The sequence below is a fragment of the Dactylosporangium siamense genome (assembly GCF_016862795.1).
GTDB classification, from domain to species: Bacteria; Actinomycetota; Actinomycetes; order Mycobacteriales; family Micromonosporaceae; genus Dactylosporangium; species Dactylosporangium siamense.
This window is the reverse complement of sequence record NZ_BONQ01000158.1, coordinates 37,851-58,659: the sequence shown is the minus strand read 5'-3', so window position 1 is coordinate 58,659 and position 20,809 is coordinate 37,851. Positions and strand designations below refer to the sequence as shown.

Here is a 20,809-nt window from a genome sequence, read left to right as displayed (position 1 = left end):
GCACCCGGCACAGGGCCCGCGGCCGCCACCGACCCGCTCGTCGCCCGGCTCGCCGCGCTGCCCGCCGCCGAACGGCACCCGATGCTGCTCGACCTCGTCCGGGAACGTGCCGCGGCCGTCCTCGGCCACACCGGCACCGGCGCCGTCGGCGCCGACAAGGCGTTCCGCGACCTCGGGTTCGACTCGCTCACCGCCGTCGAGTTCCGCAACGCGATCGCGGCCGCCACCGGCAGCACCCTGCCCTCCACGCTCGTCTTCGACTACCCGACGCCCGCGGGACTCGCCCAGCACCTCCTGGACACCCTCCTCGGCGGCACCGTACCGGCGACGACCACGCCCGCAGCGGGCAGCACCGACGAGCCGATCGCGATCGTCGCCATGGCCGGCCGGTTCCCGGGCGGCGCCACGACCCCGGAAGCGCTGTGGGACCTGCTCGTCGAGGGCCGCGACGCGATGGGGGAGTTCCCCGCGGACCGCGGCTGGGACCTCGACTCGCTCTTCGACCCCGACCCGGACCGGACCGGGACGTCCTACGCCCGCGCCGGTGGGTTCCTGCCCGGCGTCGCCGGGTTCGACGCCGGGTTCTTCGGCATCTCGCCGCGTGAGGCCCTGGCGATGGACCCGCAGCAGCGGCTGCTGCTGGAAACGGCGTGGGAGGTGTTCGAACGCGCCGGGATCGACGCGTCCACGCTGCGCGGCAGCGCCACCGGCGTGTTCGTCGGCACCAACGGCCAGGACTACGGCGCCCTGCTCGCCCACGCGACCGAGAACGTCGAGGGCTATCAGGGCACCGGCAACGCCGCCAGCGTCGTCTCCGGCCGGCTGTCCTACACGTTCGGCCTCGAAGGACCCGCCGTCACCGTCGACACGGCGTGCTCCGCGTCTCTGGTCGCGCTGCACCTCGCCGTCCAGGCCCTACACCGCGGCGAATGCGGCATGGCCCTCGCCGGTGGCGTCACCGTCATGTCGACGCCCGGGCTGTTCGTCGAGTTCTCCCGCCAGCGTGGCCTCGCCGTCGACGGGCGCTGCAAGGCGTTCTCCGACGACGCCGACGGCACCGGCTGGGGCGAGGGCGTCGGCCTGCTGCTGCTCGAGCGCCTGTCCGACGCGCAACGCCTCGGCCACCCGATCCTCGCGGTCGTCAAGGGCTCCGCCGTGAACCAGGACGGCGCCTCCAACGGCCTCACCGCCCCCAACGGGCCGTCGCAGCAGCGGGTCATCCGCGCCGCCCTCACCGCCGCCGGCCTCAGACCGTCCGATGTGGACGCCGTCGAGGCGCACGGCACCGGCACCAGCCTGGGCGACCCGATCGAGGCGCAGGCGCTCCTTGCCACGTACGGGCAGGACCGGGACACGCCGCTGTGGCTCGGGTCGGTGAAGTCGAACATCGGCCACACCCAGGCCGCCGCCGGCGTCGCCGGGGTCATGAAGATGGTCCTCGCAATGCGGCACCGGACGCTGCCGCGGACCCTGCACGTCACCGCGCCGTCGTCGCACGTGGACTGGACCGGCGGCGCCGTCGAGCTGCTCACCGAGACCCAGCCGTGGCCGGACACCGGCCGCCCCCGCCGCGCAGGCGTGTCATCGTTTGGCGTCTCCGGCACCAACGCCCACGTCATTCTCGAGGAGGCGCCCGAACCGGCCGCCGCCGACACCGTGCCGGGCGCCGAACCGGCCGCCGTGCCATGGCTGCTGTCCGCGCGCAGCGCCGCCGGGCTCCGCGACCAGGCGGGCCGGCTCAGCGCGTACCTCAGCGGCCGACGCCACCTGAGCGCCACCGACATCGGGCACAGCCTCGCTACCACCCGCGGCGCCCTGCCACACCGCGCCGTCGTCGCCGGCCCCGACCGGGACACGCTCCTACGGCACCTCACCGACCTCGCCGACGGCACCCCCACCACCAGCGCCGTCACCGGCCACGCCGAACCGGCCGGGAAGGTCGCGTTCCTGTTCCCCGGCCAGGGATCGCAGTGGGCCGGGATGGCCACCGGCCTGCTGGACACCGCGCCCGTGTTCGCCGAGCACATCGCCCGCTGCGAGGAGGCGCTGCAGCCCTTCGTCGACTGGCGGCTCACCGACGTGCTGCGCGGTGCCCCGGGCGCGCCGACGCTGGACCGCGTCGACGTCGTCCAGCCGGTCCTGTTCGCCGTCATGGTCTCCCTCGCCGAACTGTGGCGCGCCCACGGCGTCGAACCCGCCGCGGTCGTCGGCCACAGCCAGGGCGAGATCGCCGCCGCCGCCGTCTCCGGGCTCCTCACCCTGCCCGACGCGGCCCGCGTCGTCGCCCTGCGCAGCCAGGCCCTGCTGGAGTTGGCCGGGCACGGCGGCATGATGGCGGTGTCCGCCCCCGTCGACGAGGTCCAGCGGCGCATCGCCGCATGGTCCGGACGGCTGTCGGTCGCCGCCGTCAACGGCCCCACCTCCGTCGTCGTCTCCGGCGACGTCGACGCCGTCGTCGCGTGCCTCGCCGCCTGCGCCGCCGATGACGTCCGCGCCCGCCCCATCGACGTCGACTACGCCTCCCACTCCGCGCACGTCGAGACGATCCACGACACCCTGCTGTCCGTCCTCGCGCCGGTACGGCCCGGCGAACCCCGCATCGCGTTCCGGTCCACGGTCGGCGACGCCGGCGACGTCGAGGTCGGGTCCGCGGCGTACTGGTTCACGAACCTGCGGCAGACCGTCGCGTTCGAACCCGCCATCCGCGCCCTCGCCGGCGAAGGGTTCACCGCGTTCATCGAGGTCAGCCCGCACCCCGTCGTCACCGTCGGGGTCCAGGAGACCCTCGACACCGCCGGGTCCGACGCCGTCGTCACCGGCACGCTGCGCCGCGACGACGGCGGGCCCGTCCGCTTCCTCACCGCCCTCGCGCAACTGTGGACCGGTGGCGGCACCGTCGACTGGGCCACCGTCTTCGCCGGGAGCGGCGCCCGGACCGTCGCGCTGCCCACGTACGCGTTCCAGCCCACCCGCTTCTGGCCCACCCTCAACCTCGGCGCCGCCCCCACCAGCACCCTCGACGGCCGGTTCTGGGACGCCGTCGAGCACGCCGACCTCACCGGCCTCGCCACCACCCTGCGCGTCGAACCCGAGGCGCTCAGCCCGCTCCTGCCGGCGCTCACCGCCTGGCACGCCGAGCAGCGCACCGGCGCCGCGCTCGCCGGCTGGCGCTACCGCACCACGTGGAAGGCCCTCACCGAGCAGCCCGCGCCGCGTGCCTCAGGTCCATGGTTGGCGCTGGTGCCGTCGGCACCCGTGGCGACCGGCCTCCTGGAAGGACTCCGGCGCCACGGTCTCGACGTCACCGCCGTGACCGTCGACGCCGCCACCACCGACCGGGCCGGGCTCACCCTGACCGTGGCGGAGATGGCCGCGCCCGCCGGGATCCTGTCGCTGCTCGCCCTCGACGAACGCCCCCGGCCCGACCAGCCGCACGTCACCGCCGGGACCGCTGCGACGCTGCTGCTCGCGCAGGCCCTCGCCGACCTCGGCGCCGGGGCGCCGCTGTGGTGCCTCACCGCCGGCGCCGTCTCCACCGGCCCGGGCGACCCGCTCCGCGCCGTCGACCAGGCCGCCGTCTGGGGCCTCGGACGCATCATCGGCCTCGAACACCCCGGCCGCTGGGGCGGCCTCATCGACCTTCCCGCCGGCAGGGACACGCTCGACGAGGCCGCCCTGCGGCAGGTCGCCGGCGTGCTCACCGGCGGCGGCGCCGAGGACCAGGTCGCGATCCGGGCCGGTGGCGTCCTCGGCCGCCGGCTCAGCGCCGCACCGGCCGCGGCCACCGGCACCGGCGACTGGCAGCCCACCGGCACCGTCCTCGTCACCGGCGGCACCGGCGCGCTCGGTGGACGGGTCGCCCGCTGGCTCGCCGGCCGCGGCGCGAGCCACCTCGTCCTCGCCAGCCGCCGCGGCCCCGAAGCACCCGGCGCCGCCGAACTGGTCGCCGAACTCGAAGCCCTCGGCGCGGGCGTCAGCGTCGTCGGTTGCGACCTCGCCGACCGCGCCGCCGTCGCCGCCATGCTCGCCGCCGTCGAGGCCACCGCCGGGCCGGTCCGCGCCGTCGTGCACGCGGCCGGGCTGCCGCAGTCGCAGCCGTTGCCCGGCATGGACCTCGCCGACTTCGCCGCCGTCTACGCCGGGAAGGCCGCCGGTGCACGGCACCTCGACGAGCTGACCGGCGACCTCGACGCGTTCGTGCTGTTCTCCTCCATCGCCGCCGCCTGGGGCAGCGGCGGGCAGGCCGCATACGCCGCCGGCAATGCCGTCCTCGACGCCGTCGCCGAGGACCGCCGCGCCCGGGGCGCCGCCGCGACCGCTGTCCAGTGGGGCGCGTGGGCCGGTAGCGGCATGGCCGCCGACGACATCAGCCGCGACGCCCTCGTGCGCCGCGGGATCCGCCCGATGCCGCCGGAGACGGCCCTCGCGGCACTCGCCGGAGCGGTCGCCGGCCGCGACGCCGTCGTCACCGTCGCCGACGTCGACTGGACCCGGTTCGTCCCCGCGTTCACCACCGCCCGCCCCAGCCCCCTGCTCGGCGACCTGCCCGGCGTCGCCGAACTGACGGCCACCGACAGCGGACCCGGCACCGGCGGCGACGCGCTGCGCGACCGGCTCGCGCCGCTGACCGCCGCCGAACGCGACGCCGCGCTGCTCGACCTGGTCAGGGCCGAGGCCGCCGCCGTCCTGCGGCTCGGCGGGGCGGGCGACCTCGAGGTGGCCCGCCCGTTCCGGGAGCTCGGCTTCGACTCGCTCACCGCCGTCGAGCTGCGCAACCGGCTCGGCGCGGCGACCGGCCTCCGGCTGCCGATGACGCTCGTCTTCGACCACCCGACCGCCCGCGCCATCGCCCGGCACCTCGCCACCACCCTGTTCACCAGCGGCGAGACCGTCGCAGCCGGCCCGGCCGCCAGCGCCACCGCCACCGCCGCCGACGAGCCGGTCGCGATCGTTGCCATGGCGTGCCGCTTCCCCGGCGGCGTCAGCGACGCCGAATCCCTGTGGCAGCTGGTCGTCGATGGCGTCGACGCCGTCGCGGGCATGCCCGGCGACCGCGGGTGGGACGTCGCCGGCCTGTACGGGCCGCAACACGACGGGCACAGCACCACCACCGAAGGCGGCTTCCTGGACACCGCCACCCTCTTCGACGCCGGCCTGTTCAACATCTCGCCCCGCGAGGCCCTCGCCATGGACCCGCAGCAGCGGCTGCTGCTGGAGACGTCCTGGCAACTGTTCGAACGCGCCGGACTCGACCCCCAGGCCCTGCACGGCAGCGCCACCGGCGTCTTCGTCGGTGCGTCACCGTCCGGGTACGCGTCGAACCTCACCACGATCCCCGACGAGCTCGCCGGACACCTGCTCACCGGCAACTCCGGCAGTGTCCTGTCCGGCCGGCTCTCCTACACGTACGGCCTGCAGGGCCCCGCCCTCACCGTCGACACCGCGTGCTCGTCGTCGCTCGTCGCGCTGCACCTCGCCGTGCAGGCGCTGCGCCGCGGCGAATGCCGGCTCGCCGTCGCCGGCGGCGTCACCGTCATGGCGACCCCCGGGGTGTTCGCCGAGTTCAGCCGGCAGGGCGGCCTGGCCGCGCAGGGCCGCTGCAGGGCGTTCTCCGACGACGCCGACGGCACCGGCTGGGGCGAGGGCGTCGGCCTGCTGCTCGTCGAGCGGCTCTCCGACGCCGTCGCCAACGGCCACCCGGTCCTCGCCGTCGTCAAGGGCTCGGCCGTCAACCAGGACGGCGCCTCCAACGGCCTCACCGCCCCCAACGGTCCCGCCCAGCAGCGGGTCATCCGCGAGGCCCTCGCTGCCGCCGGCCTCGGCACCGGCGACATCGACGCCGTCGAGGCACACGGCACCGGCACCAGTCTCGGCGACCCGATCGAGGCGCAGGCGCTCCTCGCGACCTACGGCCAGGACCGCGCGACGCCCTTGTGGCTCGGGTCGCTGAAGTCGAACATCGGCCACACCCAGGCCGCCGCCGGCGTCGCCGGGATCATCAAGACGGTCATGGCGCTGCGGCACGGCGTCCTGCCCCGCACGCTGCACGTCGACGCCCCGTCCAGCAAGGTCGACTGGTCCGGGGGCGCCGTCGAGCTGCTCACCGAGGCTCGCGACTGGCCCGCGCTGGACCGTCCGCGCCGCGCCGGCGTGTCGGCGTTCGGCGTCTCCGGCACCAACGCCCACATCATCCTCGAGCAGGCTCCGGCGGCCGACGACGCGCATGAGGCGACGCCGCGGACCGCGCTGCCGGTGACGCCGTGGGTCGTGTCCGGGCACACCGCCGCGGCCCTCGACGCGCAGCTGGACCAGGTGCGGGCCGTCACCGGCCCGGACCCGGCGGACGTCGGGTTCTCCCTGGCGACCGGCCGGTCCGGCCTCGAACACCGCGCCGTCCTGCTGGGCGGCACCGTGATCCGGGGCCGCGCTCGCGACGGCGGGACGGCGATGCTGTTCACCGGCCAGGGCGCGCAACGCGCGGGCATGGGCCGCGGCCTCTACGAAACCTTCCCGGCCTACGCCGCAGCGTACGACGAGGTCTGCGAACACATCGACGGCCTCGCGGACGTCGACGGCGACCTCCTCGACCAGACCCAGTGGACCCAACCAGCCCTGTTCGCCGTCGAGGTCGCGGTGTACCGGCTCCTCGAATCGTGGGGACTGAAGCCCGACTTCTTGCTGGGCCACTCCATCGGTGAACTCGCCGCGGCACACGTCGCGGGGGTCTGGTCCCTCGCGGACGCCTGCAAGGTGGTGACCGCCCGCGGTCGGCTCATGCAGGCGTTGCCGGCCGGCGGCGCGATGGTCGCGATCCGGGCGTCCGAGGACCGGGTCCGGGCGGCGCTGGTCGACGGTGCCGAGATCGCCGCGGTCAACGGCCCGGACGCGGTCGTCGTGTCCGGCGACGAAGCCGCCGTCGAAGCGGTGGCTGCGCGGTTCGAGAAGACGCGGCGGCTGAAGGTCAGTCACGCGTTCCATTCGGCGCGGATGGACGGGATGCTCGACGCGTTCCGCGAGGTCCTGTCCACGGTGACGTTCAACCCGCCGGCGGTCCCGATCGCGGCCACCTCGACCGGTGAGGTGACCGACCCGGAGTACTGGGTCCGGCAGGTCCGCGGCACGGTCCGGTTCGCCGACGCCGCCAATGCGTTGAAGGCCAAGGGCGTGACCACGTTCCTGGAGGTCGGCCCCGACGGCATCCTGTCCGCGCTGGTCGACGGCATCCCCGCCCTGCGCAAGGACCGCGACGAGGCCCTCACCCTGATGACGGCGGTCGCGCAGGCACACGTCACCGGCTGGTCCCCGGACTGGACGCGGCTCTTCGCCGGCGCCCGCCGGGTCGACCTGCCCACCTACGCGTTCCAGCGGCAGCGGTACTGGCTCGACACCGCCGAGCAGGGCCCCCACGGCATCGGCCACCCGCTCCTCGCGGAGGTCGTCCCGATCGCCGGCGGGGACGGGTTCGTCGTCACCGGCAAGGCGTCCGTGCACCGGCACCCGTGGCTCGCGCAGCACGTCGTGCGCGGCGACGCGTACCTGCCCGGCGCCGTCCTCGTCGACCTCGCCGTGCGGGCCGCCGACGAGGCCGGCTGCGACCGGCTCGACGAGCTCGTCCTCGAGGCGTCCCTGCCGGTCCCCGCGTCCGGGACCGTCGAGCTGCAGGTCGCCGTCGGTGGCCCGGACCGGCTCGGCTCCCGGCAGGTCACCGTCTACAGCCGCACCGACGGCGAAACCTGGACCCGGCACGCCCACGGCAGCGCGTCCACCGGCACCGCCGGACCCGCCGACCAGCTGACGCAGTGGCCGCCGGCCGGCGCGGAACCCGTCGCCGTCGACAGCCTGTACGACCGCTGGGCCGACGCCGGATTCGCGTACGGACCCGCGTTCCAGGGGCTGCGCGCCGCATGGCGGTCCGGCGACAGCCTCTACGCCGACGTCGACGTCGACCCGCAGCCCGGCGACGACGCCTTCTGGCTGCGGCCCGCGCTGCTGGACGCCGCCCTGCACGCCCTCGCCCTCGGCGTCCTGCCGGGCCTCGACGGCGACCTGCTGCCGTTCTCGTGGAACGGGTTCGCGCTGCACGCCACCGGCGCCCGCCGGTTGCGGGTGCGGCTCACCCCGACCGGCCGCCCCGGCGCCGTCGCCATCCTCGCCGCCGACCCGACCGGCGCTGCCGTCGTGACCGTCGACGCCCTCGTGCTGCGCCCCACCGGCGCCCCCGCCGCATCCCGCGAGCCCCAGGCGCTCCGCTCGGCCGCCGAGGCGGTGGCCGTACCGGCGAAACCAGCGCAGACATCGGCAACCGCACCGCGCAGAAGGTCGGCCGCGGTCGCCCCGACCGGCAACGCCCTGACCGACCGGCTCAACGGGCTCGACGAGACCGCGCAGCGCGACCTCCTCGTCGCCCTGGTCCTGGACAGCACCGCCCTGGTGCTCGGGCACGCCGACGCGAGCAGCGTCGAGGCCGACCAGCCGTTCAAGAACCTCGGCGTCAACTCGCTCACCGCCGTCGAGCTCCGCAACGCCCTCGCCGAGGCCACCGGCGTCCGGCTGCCGGCCACGCTCGTCTTCGACCAGCCGACCCCGGCCGCCGTCGCCGCGCACCTGCGGCAGGAGCTGCTTGACCTGCCCGACACGGCCGTCGCCGAGCCGGAGACCGGGTCGGCCACCGTCGATGAGCCGATCGCGATCGTCGGCATGGCCTGCCGCTACCCCGGCGACGTCAACAGCGCCGACGACCTGTGGAACCTCGTGATGGCCGGCGGCGACGCCATCACCCCGTTCCCGACGAACCGCGGCTGGGACGTCGAGGCGCTCTACAACCCCGACCCCGACGCACCCGGCACCTGCTACTCGCAGGGTGGCGGCTTCCTGCACGACGCCGGCGACTTCGACCCCGCGTTCTTCGGCATCTCGCCCCGCGAGGCGCTCTCGATGGACCCGCAGCACCGGCTGCTCCTGGAAACCTCGTGGGAGGCCCTCGAACACGCCGGGCTCGACCCGGTGTCGCTGCGCGGCAGCCAGACCGGTGTCTTCGCCGGTGTCACCTACCAGGACTACGTCGGCCTGCTGATGCTCGCCAAGGAGTCCGCGGAAGGCCTCATCGGCAGCGGCAACTCCTTCAGCGTGCTGTCCGGCCGCATCGCCTACACGTTCGGGCTCGAAGGACCCGCCGTGTCGGTGGACACCGCGTGCTCGTCGTCGCTCGTCGCGCTGCACTGGGCGATCCAGTCGCTGCGGGCCGGGGACTGCACCCTCGCCCTCGCCGGCGGCGTCACCGTCATGTCCACGCCCGTGTCCCTCATCGACTACAGCCGGCAGCGGGCCCTGGCCCCCGACGGCCGCTGCAAGCCGTTCTCAGCGGCCGCCGACGGCGCCAGCTGGTCCGAAGGCGCCGGCATGGTCCTGCTCGAGCGGCTCTGCGACGCGCAACGCAACGGGCACACCGTCCTCGCCGTCATCCGCGGCAGCGCCGTCAACCAGGACGGCGCCTCCAACGGCCTCACCGCGCCGAGCGGCCCCGCCCAGCAGCGGGTCATCCGCCGGGCCCTCGCCAACGCCCGCCTCAGCACCGCCGAAGTCGACGCCGTCGAGGCGCACGGCACCGGCACCCCGCTCGGCGACCCGATCGAGGCGCAGGCGCTGCTCGCCACGTACGGGCAGGACCGCGACGAGCCGCTGTGGCTCGGGTCGCTGAAGTCGAACATCGGCCATCCGCAGGCGGCGGCCGGCGTCGGCGGCGTCATCAAGATGGTCCAGGCGCTGCGGCACGGGATGCTGCCGCGGACCCTGCACGTCACCGAACCGTCCCCGCACGTCGACTGGACCGCAGGCGCCGTCGAGCTGCTCACCGAGACCCGGGCCTGGCCGGACGTCGACCGGCCCCGCCGCGCGGCCGTGTCGTCGTTCGGGATGAGCGGCACCAACGCTCACGTGATCCTGGAGCAGGCGCCGCCCTCGGACCCCGCCGCGGCACCGCCGCCGCTGCCGGTGGTGCCGTTGCCGGTGTCGGCACGGACCCCGGAGGCCGTCGACGCCTCGATCGCCCGGCTGCACGAGACGAACGCCGACCCCATGGACGTCGGCTACTCCCTTGCGGTGGGCCGGGCCGCCTTCGACCACCGGGCCGTCGTCCTCGGCGACGCCGTGGTCCGCGGCAAGGCCGGCAAGGGCGGATCCGCGATGCTGTTCACCGGTCAGGGCGCGCAGCGGTCCGGGATGGGCCGCGGCCTTCACGCGACGTTCCCGGCCTACGCGAAGGCGTATGACGAGGTCTGCGAACACATCGACGGCCTCGTGGACGTCGACGGCGACCTCCTCGACCAGACCCAGTGGACCCAACCAGCGCTGTTCGCCGTCGAGGTCGCGGTGTACCGGCTCCTCGAGTCGTGGGGTCTCAAGCCCGACTTCCTCCTCGGTCACTCCATCGGCGAGCTCGCCGCGGCGCACGTCGCCGGGGTCTGGTCACTGCAGGATGCGTGCAAGATCGTCGAAGCGCGCGGCCGGCTCATGCAGGCGTTGCCGGCCGGCGGCGCGATGGTCGCGATCCAGGCCGCCGAAGCCGATGTCCGGGCGGTGCTGGTCGAAGGCGCCGAAATTGCCGCGGTGAACGGTCCTAAGGCGGTCGTGATCTCCGGCGACGAGGCCGCGGTTGAGGCGGTGGCCGCCGGGTTCGCCAAGACGCGCCGGTTGACGGTGAGTCACGCGTTCCACTCGGCGCGGATGGACGGGATGCTCGACGCGTTCCGCGACGTCCTGGCCACGGTGGAGTTCAACCCGCCGGCAATCCCGATCGCGACCACGTCCACAGGTGAGGTGACCGACCCGGAGTACTGGGTCCGGCAGGTCCGCGGCACGGTCCGGTTCGACGACGCCGCCGCCACGCTCACCACCAAGGGCGTCACCAGGTTCCTGGAGGTCGGCCCCGACGGCATCCTGTCCGCGCTGGTCGACGGCATCCCCGCCATGCGCAAAGGCCGCGACGAAGCACTCACCCTGATGACCGCGGTCGCGCAGGCACACGTCACCGGCTGGTCGCCGGACTGGACGCGGCTGTTCAACGGCGCCCGGCGCGTCGACGTGCCCACCTACGCGTTTCAGCACGTGCAGTACTGGCCGACCATCGAACTGCCCAAGGCCGGGAGCGCCACCGGCACCGTGGACGCCGCGTTCTGGGACGCCGTCGACAGCGCCGACCTCGACACCCTCGCCGGCACCCTGCGCGTCGACGCGCAGGCGCTCGCGCCGGTCCTGCCCGCCCTCGCCTCCTGGCGGCGGCGCAAGGGCGAACAATCCACCGTGGACACGTGGCGGTACCAGATCCGCTGGCGCCCCGCGCAGCCCGACCAGACCGCAACCCTCACCGGCACCTGGCTCGTCGTGCACCGCACCCCCGACGACCTCGTCGACCGCGTCGTCGAAGGCCTCACCGCCGCCGGCGCGACCGCCCTGCCCGTCACCGAGGTGCCCGAAGGCTCCTACGCCGGCATCGTGTCCCTCCTCGCCCTGCAGGACGGCATCGCCGCCACCACCGCCCTCATCCAGCAGACCACCGGCGTCGACGCCCCGCTGTGGGTGCTCACCAGCGGCGCGGTGTCCATCGGCGCCTCCGACCCGCTGCGGTCCCCGGCCCACGCCGGCGTCTGGGGCCTCGGCCGCGCCGCCGCCCTCGAATACCCGCAGCGTTGGGGCGGCCTCATCGACCTGCCCGAGACCGTCGACGATCGCACCGTGCAGCGCCTGACCACCGTCCTGGCCGGCGGCGGCGCCGAGGACCAGGTCGCCGTCCGCGGCTCCGGGACCTTCACCCGGCGGCTCGTGCACGCCCCCGCCCCGCAACGCCCCGCCGGCGCCCCCACCTGGAAGCCGCGCGGCACCGCGCTCGTCACCGGCGGCACCGGCGCCCTCGGCGCCCACATCGCCCGCTGGCTCGCCCGCGGCGGCGCCGAACACCTCGTCCTCACCAGCCGTCGCGGCGACGCGACCCCCGGCGCCGCCGAACTGCGCGCCGAGCTCGAGGCCCTCGGCGCCCGCGTCGACATCCCCGCGTGCGACGTCGCCGACCGGGCCGCGGTCGCCGCGCTCCTGGACACGCTGCCGGACCTGCGCGTCGTCGTGCACGCCGCCGGCGTCCCCCAGTCGCAGGTCCTGGACGGCATGACCGGCGCCGACTTCGACGCCGTCTACGTGCCCAAGGCCGACGGCGCCGCTCACCTCGACGAGCTGACCGGCGACCTCGACGCGTTCGTGCTGTTCTCGTCGATCTCCGCGACCTGGGGCAGCGGCGGCCAGGCGGCCTACGCGGCCGCCAACGCCGCCCTGGACGGCATCGCCCAGCACCGCCGCGCCCGCGGGCACGCCGCGACGGCCGTCGCGTGGGGCCCGTGGGGCGGCGGCGGCATGGTCACCGCCGAGGAGGGCACGGAGGAGTTCCTGCGCCGCCGCGGCCTGCACGTGCTGGACCCGCAGCTGGCCGTGAACGCCCTGCAGGGCGCCCTGGACGCCGACGAGACGTCGCTGACCGTCGCCGACGTCGACTGGGCGAAGTTCGCGCCCGGGTTCACCGGCTCACGGCCCAGCCCGCTCCTCGGCGACCTGCCGGAGGTCGCGGCCCTGGAGACCGCGGTCGAGACCGTCGACGCGACGTTCCGCGACGGCCTCGCCGCGATGAGCGTCGCCGACCGGATCGGCACGCTCGTCGACCTCGTCCGCGCCGAGGCGGCGACCGCGCTCGGGCACACCCGCGCCGACGCCGTCGACGCCGAGCAGGCGTTCCGGGACCTCGGTTTCGACTCGCTCACCGCCGTCGAGCTCCGCAACCGGCTCAACGCCGCCACCGGCCTGAAACTGCCCGCGACCCTGCTCTTCGACCACCCGACCGCCAACGCCCTCGCCGCGCACCTGGCGGGGGAGCTGGTCACCGGTGCGGTCGAGGCACCGAAGCAGGAGATCACGGCGTACACCGACGAACCCATCGCGATCGTGAGCATGAGCTGCCGGTTCCCCGGCGGCGTCAGCACCCCCGAAGCGCTGTGGGACCTCGTCGTCAGCCGCGGCGACGCCGTGTCCGCGTTCCCCGCCGACCGCGGCTGGGACCTCGACGGCATCTACGACCCCGACCCCGACCACGCCGGCACCTCCTACGTCCGCGAAGGCGGCTTCCTCGCCCGCGTCGCCGACTTCGACCCGCAGTTCTTCGGGATCTCCCCGCGGGAGGCGCTCACCATGGACCCCCAGCAGCGGCTGCTGCTGGAGGTCGCGTGGGAGGCGTTCGAACGCGCCGGCATCGACCCGCTGTCCGTCCGCGGCGAACGCGTCGGCGTGTTCGCCGGCACCAACGGCCAGGACTACATCGCGACGCTCGCCGCCGCGTCAGCGTTCGACGAGGGCTACGTCGGCACCGGCAACACCGCCGCCGTCATGTCCGGCCGGATCTCCTACACGCTCGGCCTCGAAGGCCCCGCCGTCACCGTCGACACCGCCTGCTCCTCGTCGCTGGTCGCGATGCACTGGGCCGCGCAGGCGCTGCGCAACGGCGAGTGCGAGCTCGCCCTCGCCGGCGGCGTCACCGTCATGACGACCCCCGGGTCGTTCATCGCGTTCAGCCGCCAGCGGGGGCTGGCCACCGACGGGCGCTGCAAGGCGTTCTCCGACGACGCCGACGGCACCAACTGGGGCGAAGGCGCCGGCCTGGTCCTGCTCGAACGGCTCTCCGACGCGCAACGCAACGGTCACACCGTCCTCGCCGTCATCCGCGCCGCCGGGATCAACCAGGACGGCGCCTCCAACGGCCTCACCGCCCCCAACGGCCCAGCCCAGCAGCGGCTCATCCGGCAGGTCCTCGCCACCGCCGGGCTGCGCGCCGCCGACGTCGACCTCGTCGAGGCACACGGCACCGGCACCAGCCTCGGTGACCCGATCGAGGCGCAGGCGCTGCTGGCCACCTACGGCCAGGACCGGCCCGCGGACCGTCCACTGTGGCTCGGCAGCGTCAAGTCCAACATCGGCCACACCCAGGCCGCCGCCGGCGTCGCCGGGGTCATCAAGGCCGTCCAGGCACTCCAGCACCGGACCCTGCCGCCGACCCTGCACGCCGCCGCCCCGTCCAGCCACGTCGACTGGACCACCGGCGCCGTCCGCCTCATCACCGAGACCACCGACTGGCAGCCCGCCCAGGGCCCCCGCCGTGCCGGCGTCTCCGCGTTCGGGATCAGCGGCACCAACGGCCACCTGATCCTCGAAGAGGCCCCACCGGTCGCGGTTGTCGCCGGGATGCCGGCAGTGCCGGCCGAACCGGTCGCGCTGGTGCTGTCGGCCCGCGGCGAGGACGCCCTCGCCGGGCAGGCCGCCCAGCTCGCCGACCACCTCGACGAGCGCCCGCAGCTGCGTCCCGCCGACGTCGCCGCGACCCTCGCCACCGGCAGGGCGCTGCTCGCCGACCGGGCCGCCGTCGTCGGCACCGGCCACGACGACCTCCTCGCGGGGCTGCGGGCGATCGCCGGCGGGACCGGACACCCGGCCGTCGTGCGGGCCGCCACCGCCGGGCCGGGCCGCACCGCGGTCCTGTTCACCGGGCAGGGCGCCCAGCGCAGCGGCATGGGGGAGCGGCTGCACGCCACACATCCGGTGTTCGCCGCCGCGTTCGACGACACCTGCGCCCGCTTCGACCTGCTCCTGGACCGGCCCCTGCGCGACCTCGCGTTCACCGGCGGCGACGCCCTGGACCGCACCGGCTACACCCAGCCGGCGCTGTTCGCGTTCGAGCTGGCGATGTTCCGCCTCGCCGAGTCCGTCGGCCTGACCGCCGACGCCGTCATCGGCCACTCCATCGGCGAGATCGTCGCCGCGCACGTCGCCGGGGTGTTCGACCTCGACGACGCGTGCCGCCTCGTCGCCGCCCGGGCCGCGCTCATGCAGGCGCTGCCGGTCGGCGGCGCCATGCTCGCCGTGCAGGCCGCCGAGGACGAGGTGCTGCCGCTGCTGGACGGCACCGCCGGGATCGCCGCCGTCAACGGCCCGCACGCGGTCGTCGTCTCCGGCGACGAGGCCGCCGTGGAGCGCATCGCCGCCCACTTCACCGAGGCCGGCCGGCGCACCCGGCGGCTGCGGGTCTCCCACGCGTTCCACTCCCCGCGGATGGACGGCATGCTCGCCGAGTTCGGCCGGGTCGCCGCCACCGTCACCTACCGCCCGCCGCGGCTGCCGGTGATCAGCAACCTCACCGGCGCGTTCGCCGCTGCCGGGGACCTGACCGACGCCGGCTACTGGGTGCGGCACGTCCGCGAGGCGGTCCGCTTCGCCGACGGGATCGCCGCGCTGCACGCCGCCGGCTACAGCCGCTTCGTCGAGGTCGGCCCGGACGCGGTCCTCACCGCCATGGCCCACGACGGCCTGCCGCAGGACGCCACCTGCGTCGCCCTGTCCCGCCGGGACAGGCCGGAGACCGAGGCGTTCCTGCGCGGCGCCGCGCAGCTCGTCACCGCCGGCGTCACCCTCGACCGGGCGGCCGCCTTCACCCCCGTGTGGGCGGTGCCGGTCGCGTTGCCCACGTACGCGTTCCAGCGGACCCGCTTCTGGCCGCGTCCCGGCACCGGCGGCGTCGGTGGCGCCGCCGGGCTCGCCGGCGCCGGCCTGGAGACCGCCGACCACCCGTTGCTCGGCGCGGCCGTGACCCTCGCCGACACCGGCACCGTCGTGATGACCGGCCGGCTGTCGACCCGGACCCACCCGTGGCTCGCCGACCACGCCCTGCCCGGCGCCGTCATCGTCCCCGGCACCGCCCTGCTCGAACTGGCCCTGCGGGCCGGCGACGAGGTCGGCTGCCCGGTCGTCGACGAGCTCACCCTCGCCGCGCCGCTGACGCTGCCCGACCGCGGCGCCGCCGAGATCCAGGTGCGCGTCGACCCGCCGGCCGACGACAGCGAAGCCAGGCCTGTCACCATCCATGCCCGCCCCGCCGACGGCGGTCACCCGTGGACGCTGCACGCCACCGGCCTGCTCACCGCCGGCGAGGTCACCGCGGCGGACCAGAACCCGAACCCGGACCCGGACCCGGACCCGGACCCAGCCTGGCTGCCGGCCGGCGCCGAGCCGGTGTCCCTCGACGGGTTCTACGCGGGTCTCGCCGTCGCCGGGTTCCGGTACGGCCCCGTGTTCCAGGGCCTCGAAGCCGCGTGGCGGGTCGGCGACGACGTCTACGCCGAGGTCGCGCTGCCCGACGGCGCCGCCGAGGACGCGGACCGGTTCACCGTCCACCCGGCGCTGCTGGACGCGGCCCTGCACGCCGTCGCGCTCACCGGCCTCGGCCGCACCGACCGCGGCAGGCTCCCGTTCGCGTGGACCGGCGTCACCGTCCACGCCGCCGGCGCGACCCGGCTGCGGGTGCGGCTGCGGACCCTCGGCACCGACGCGGTCGCCCTGACCGTCACCGACCCCGCCGGGGCACCCGTCGCGACCGTGGCCTCGCTGACGCTGCGGGAGCTGTCCGCGGCCCGCCCGGCCGCGGCGTCCGTCACCGAGGGGCTGCTGCGCCTGGACTGGCAGGTGCTGCGCCTGCCGGCCCCCGCGGGTCAGCCGCTGCGCTGGGCCGTCGTCGGCGAGGACCGCCTCGGCTTCGGCGCCGCCGCCGAAGCGGCCGGCGTCCACCTGGAGTCCTACGCCGACCTGACCTCCCTCGCGGCCGCCGCCGACAACGGCGCCCGCGTCCCCGCCACCGTCTTCGTCGTCAGCGCCGGCGCCGGCGCCGACCGGGTCGCCGCGGCGCACGAGCTGGCCGCGCGGGCCCTGGCCGACGTGCAGGAGTGGCTCGCGAGCCCGGCGTTCGGCGGGTCGCGGCTGGTGTTCCTCACCCGCGACGCCGTCGGCGACGATGTCCGGGACCCCGCCGCCGCGGTCGTGCACGGCCTGGTGCGCTCCGCCCAGTCGGAGAACCCCGAACTGTTCGTCCTCGTCGACCTCGACACGTCCGCGGACTCGCTCACCGCGCTGCCGGCCGCCCTCGACACCGGCGAGCCCGCACTGCTGCTGCAGGGCGGAACGGCGCGCATCCCGCGCCTGGCCACCGTCAGTGGGGTCGAGGAGCTCACCCCGCCGGACGGGCCGTGGCGGCTCACCCGGGGCGAGGACGGCACCCTGGAAGGTCTCACCGTCGAGCGCGCCGACGAGGCCGCCGGCGAGCTGCGGCCCGGCCAGGTCCGCATCGCCGTGCGGGCCGGCGGCGTCAACTTCCGCGACGTGCTCAACGCCCTCGGCATGTACCCGGGCGAGGCCGGCTCCCTCGGCCAGGAAGGCGCCGGCGTCGTCACCGAGGTCGGGCCCGGCGTCACCGGGTTCGCGGTCGGGGAGCGGGTCATGGGCATGTTCCCCGGCGCGTTCGGACCCGTCGCCGTCGCCGACCACCGCATGATCGTCGGTGTCCCCGCCGGCTGGTCCTACGCGCAGGCGGCGTCGGTGCCGCTGGTGTTCCTCACCGCGTACTACTCGCTCGTCGACCTCGGCGGCCTGCGCCCGGGGGAGCGGGTCCTGGTGCACGCCGCCGCCGGTGGGGTCGGCATGGCCGCCGTCCAGCTGGCCCGGCACCTCGGCGCGGAGGTCCTCGCCACCGCCGGCGCCGGCAAGTGGCCGGTCGTGCGCGGCCTCGGCGTCGACGGCACCCACCTCGCGTCCTCGCGGACCGTCGCCTTCGAGGCGGAGTTCCTGCAGCTGACCGGCGGCGACGGCGTCGACCTCGTCCTCAACGCCCTCGCCCGAGAGTTCGTCGACGCGTCGCTGCGGCTGCTGCCGCGCGGCGGCCGGTTCCTGGAGATGGGCAAGACCGACGTCCGCGACGCCGACGCGGTCGCCGCCGCCCACCCGGGCGTGCGGTACCGCGCGTTCGACCTCATCGAGGCCGGCCCCGACCGGATCGGCGTCATGCTCCGCGAGCTCGTCGCCATGTTCGAGGAAGGGGTCCTGGCACCGCTGCCGGTCACCGCCTGGGACGTGCGGCGGGCCCGAGACGCGTTCCGCTACATCAGCCAGACCCGCCACGTGGGCAAGGTCGTGCTCACCTTCGCGCCGTCGCTGCGCACCGAGCACACCGCGCTCGTCACCGGCGGCACCGGCGGCCTCGGCGCGGAGGTCGCCCGGCACCTGGTGACCAGGCACGGCATCCGGCACCTGCTGCTGGCCAGCCGTAGCGGCGAGCACGCCGCCGGCGCCGCGCAGCTGCGCGCCGAACTGACCGCGCTCGGCGCCGACGTGACCATCGCCGCCTGCGACGTCGCCGACCGGGACGCCGTCGCGGCGCTCGTCGCGTCGGTGCCGGCCGACCGGCCGCTGACCGCGGTCGTGCACACCGCCGGTGTCCTCGACGACGCCACCGTCGGAGGCCTGGACGCGTCCCGCCTGTCGGCGGTGCTGCGGCCGAAGGTCGACGCCGTCACCCACCTCGACGAGCTGACCGTCGGGCACGACCTGGCCGTGTTCGCCGTGTACTCCTCCGTGTCCGGCCTCATCGGCGGCGCGGGGCAGAGCAACTACGCGGCCGCGAACGCCTACCTCGACGCGTGGGCGCAGCGCCGGGCCGGCCGCGGGCTGCCCGCGACCGCGCTCGCCTGGGGGCCGTGGGTCACCGCGAGCGGCATGACCAGCGACCTCACCGACGCCGACGTGCGCCGCATGTCCCGCGGCGGCCTGCTGCCCCTGGACCCGGCCCGCGGCCTGGCCCTCTTCGACGCCGCCGTCGGCCGCGCCGAACCCCTCGCCGTGCCGATGCTGCTGGACCTGCCCGTGCTGAAGGGCGGCGCCGTGGCGCCCCTGCTGCGCGGACTCGTGCGCGCACCGGCCAGGCGGGCCGCCGGACGGAGCACGGCGGCGGTGTCGCTGACCGAGCGGCTCGCCGGCGCCGCCCCGGATGCCCGCGAGACCCTCGTCCTGGACTTCGTCCGCGCGCAGGTCGCCGCGGTGCTCGGCTTCACGACCCCCGACGCCGTGCCGCCCGGGCAGAGCCTCCTCGAGGCGGGCTTCGACTCCCTCACCGCCGTCGAGCTGCGCAACCGGATCGGCGCCGCCACCGGGCTGCGGCTGCCCCCGACGCTCGTGTTCGACCACCCGACCCCGGCCGCCCTCACCACCCACCTGCTGGCCGAGCTCGCCGGCACCCCGGCCGCCGCCACCAGCGCCCCGGAAGCGGCACCGACCGGCCGGGAGGACGGCATCGGCGCGATGTTCCGCGACGCGTGCCGCAACGGGCAGGTCGACCAGGGCTACGCGCTGCTGCGGGCCGCTGCCGCGCTGCGCCCCACGTTCAAGGCCCGCGCCGACTTCGGCCGCGAGCTGCAACCGGTCAAGCTCGCCTCAGGACCCACCGGTGACGACCGCCGTCCCGTGCTGATCTGCTTCAGCTCGTTCGTCGCGCTCGCCGGCGTCCACCAGTACGCGCGGCTCGCCGCCAACTTCCGCGACACCTACGACGTGTGGGCGCTGTCGGTGCCGGGCTTCCTCACCGACGAACGCCTCCCCGCCACGTGGGAGACGGTCACCGACATGCAGGCCGAACTGGTCCGCGAATGCGTCGGCGACCGGCCCGCGGTGCTGCTCGGCTCCTCCGGCGGCGGGCTGCTCGCCCACGCCGCCGCGTCCCGCCTGCACGACCTCGGCGCCCCCGCCGCCGGCGTGGTCCTGCTCGACACGTACCCGGCGACCGAGGACTCGCCCCTGACGAAGTTCCAGGCCGAGCTCATCGACGGCATGTTCGACCGGCAGGGGCTCTTCACCTCCCTCGACTCGGCCCGGCTGACGGCGATGAGCTGGTACTTCGACCTGTTCGGCGGCTGGCGCCCCGGCGAGCTGAGCACGCCGTCGCTGCTGCTGCGCTCGTCGGAGCCGATCGTCGCGACCGGCCCCGACGGCCCCTACGCCAGGCACGAGTGGCAGACCTCGTGGCAGGACGCGGACACGACGATCGACGTGCCCGGCAACCACTTCACGATGATGGAGCACCACGCCGGCTCGACCGCCCAGGCGGTGCGGCAGTGGGTCGACGAAGCAGTGAGAGGTGCACGATGAGCATGACCACCACCAGTGACCTGTGGGTGCGCCGGTACCACCCGCGGCCCGACGCGCCGATCCGGCTGGTGTGCTTCCCGCACGCCGGCAGCTCGGCGCCCTACTACGTGCCCGTCTCGGCGAACGCCGGACCCGGCGTCGAGGTGCTGTCCCTGCAGTACCCGGGCCGGCAGGAACGTCGCAACGAGCCGCTCGTCGACGACCTCGAGGTGCTCGCCGCGCAGTGCACGGAGGCGATCCTGCCCTGGCTGGACCGGCCGTTCGCGCTGTTCGGCCACAGCATGGGCGCGACCGTCGCGTTCGAGGTCGCCCGCCGGCTCACCGCGCAGTCCCGGGAACCCGTGCACCTGTTCGTGTCCGGCCGGCGGGCACCGTCGCGGCTGCGCGACGAGCAGGTCCACCGCCGTGACGACGCCGGCATCATCGCGGAGATGAAGTCGCTCAGCGGCACCGACACCCGGGTCTTCGACGAGGAGGACCTGCTGCTCGCGGTGCTGCCGATCGTTCGGAACGACTACAAGGCCGCTGAGACGTACGTGTACGCCGACGGCGAGCCGCTGCACTGCCCCGTGACGGCGTTCACCGGCCACGACGACCCGAAGGTCAGCGTCGAGGAGGCCGACGCGTGGCGGGAGCACACGACCGGCCCGACGGTGCTGCACGTGTACGACGGCGGCCACTTCTTCCTGACCCGGCACGCGGCCGCCGTCCTGGCGGTCATCACCGGATCCCTGACCCCGGCCGCCGTCCAGTCTCGTTAGGA

General features: G+C 75.5%; 2 protein-coding genes. Both read left to right on the top strand.

Annotated features, from left to right (window positions below):
* The coding region (locus Dsi01nite_RS57960; RefSeq protein ID WP_373318946.1) for a type I polyketide synthase at positions 1 to 20,046 on the top strand (20,046 nt) is incomplete at its 5' end.
* Positions 20,043 to 20,807, top strand: coding sequence for a thioesterase II family protein (locus tag Dsi01nite_RS48495; RefSeq protein WP_203853278.1), 765 nt, complete (start codon positions 20,043 to 20,045; stop codon positions 20,805 to 20,807). The genes Dsi01nite_RS57960 and Dsi01nite_RS48495, both read left to right, overlap by 4 nt.
* Positions 20,808 to 20,809: the final 2 nt, after the last annotated feature.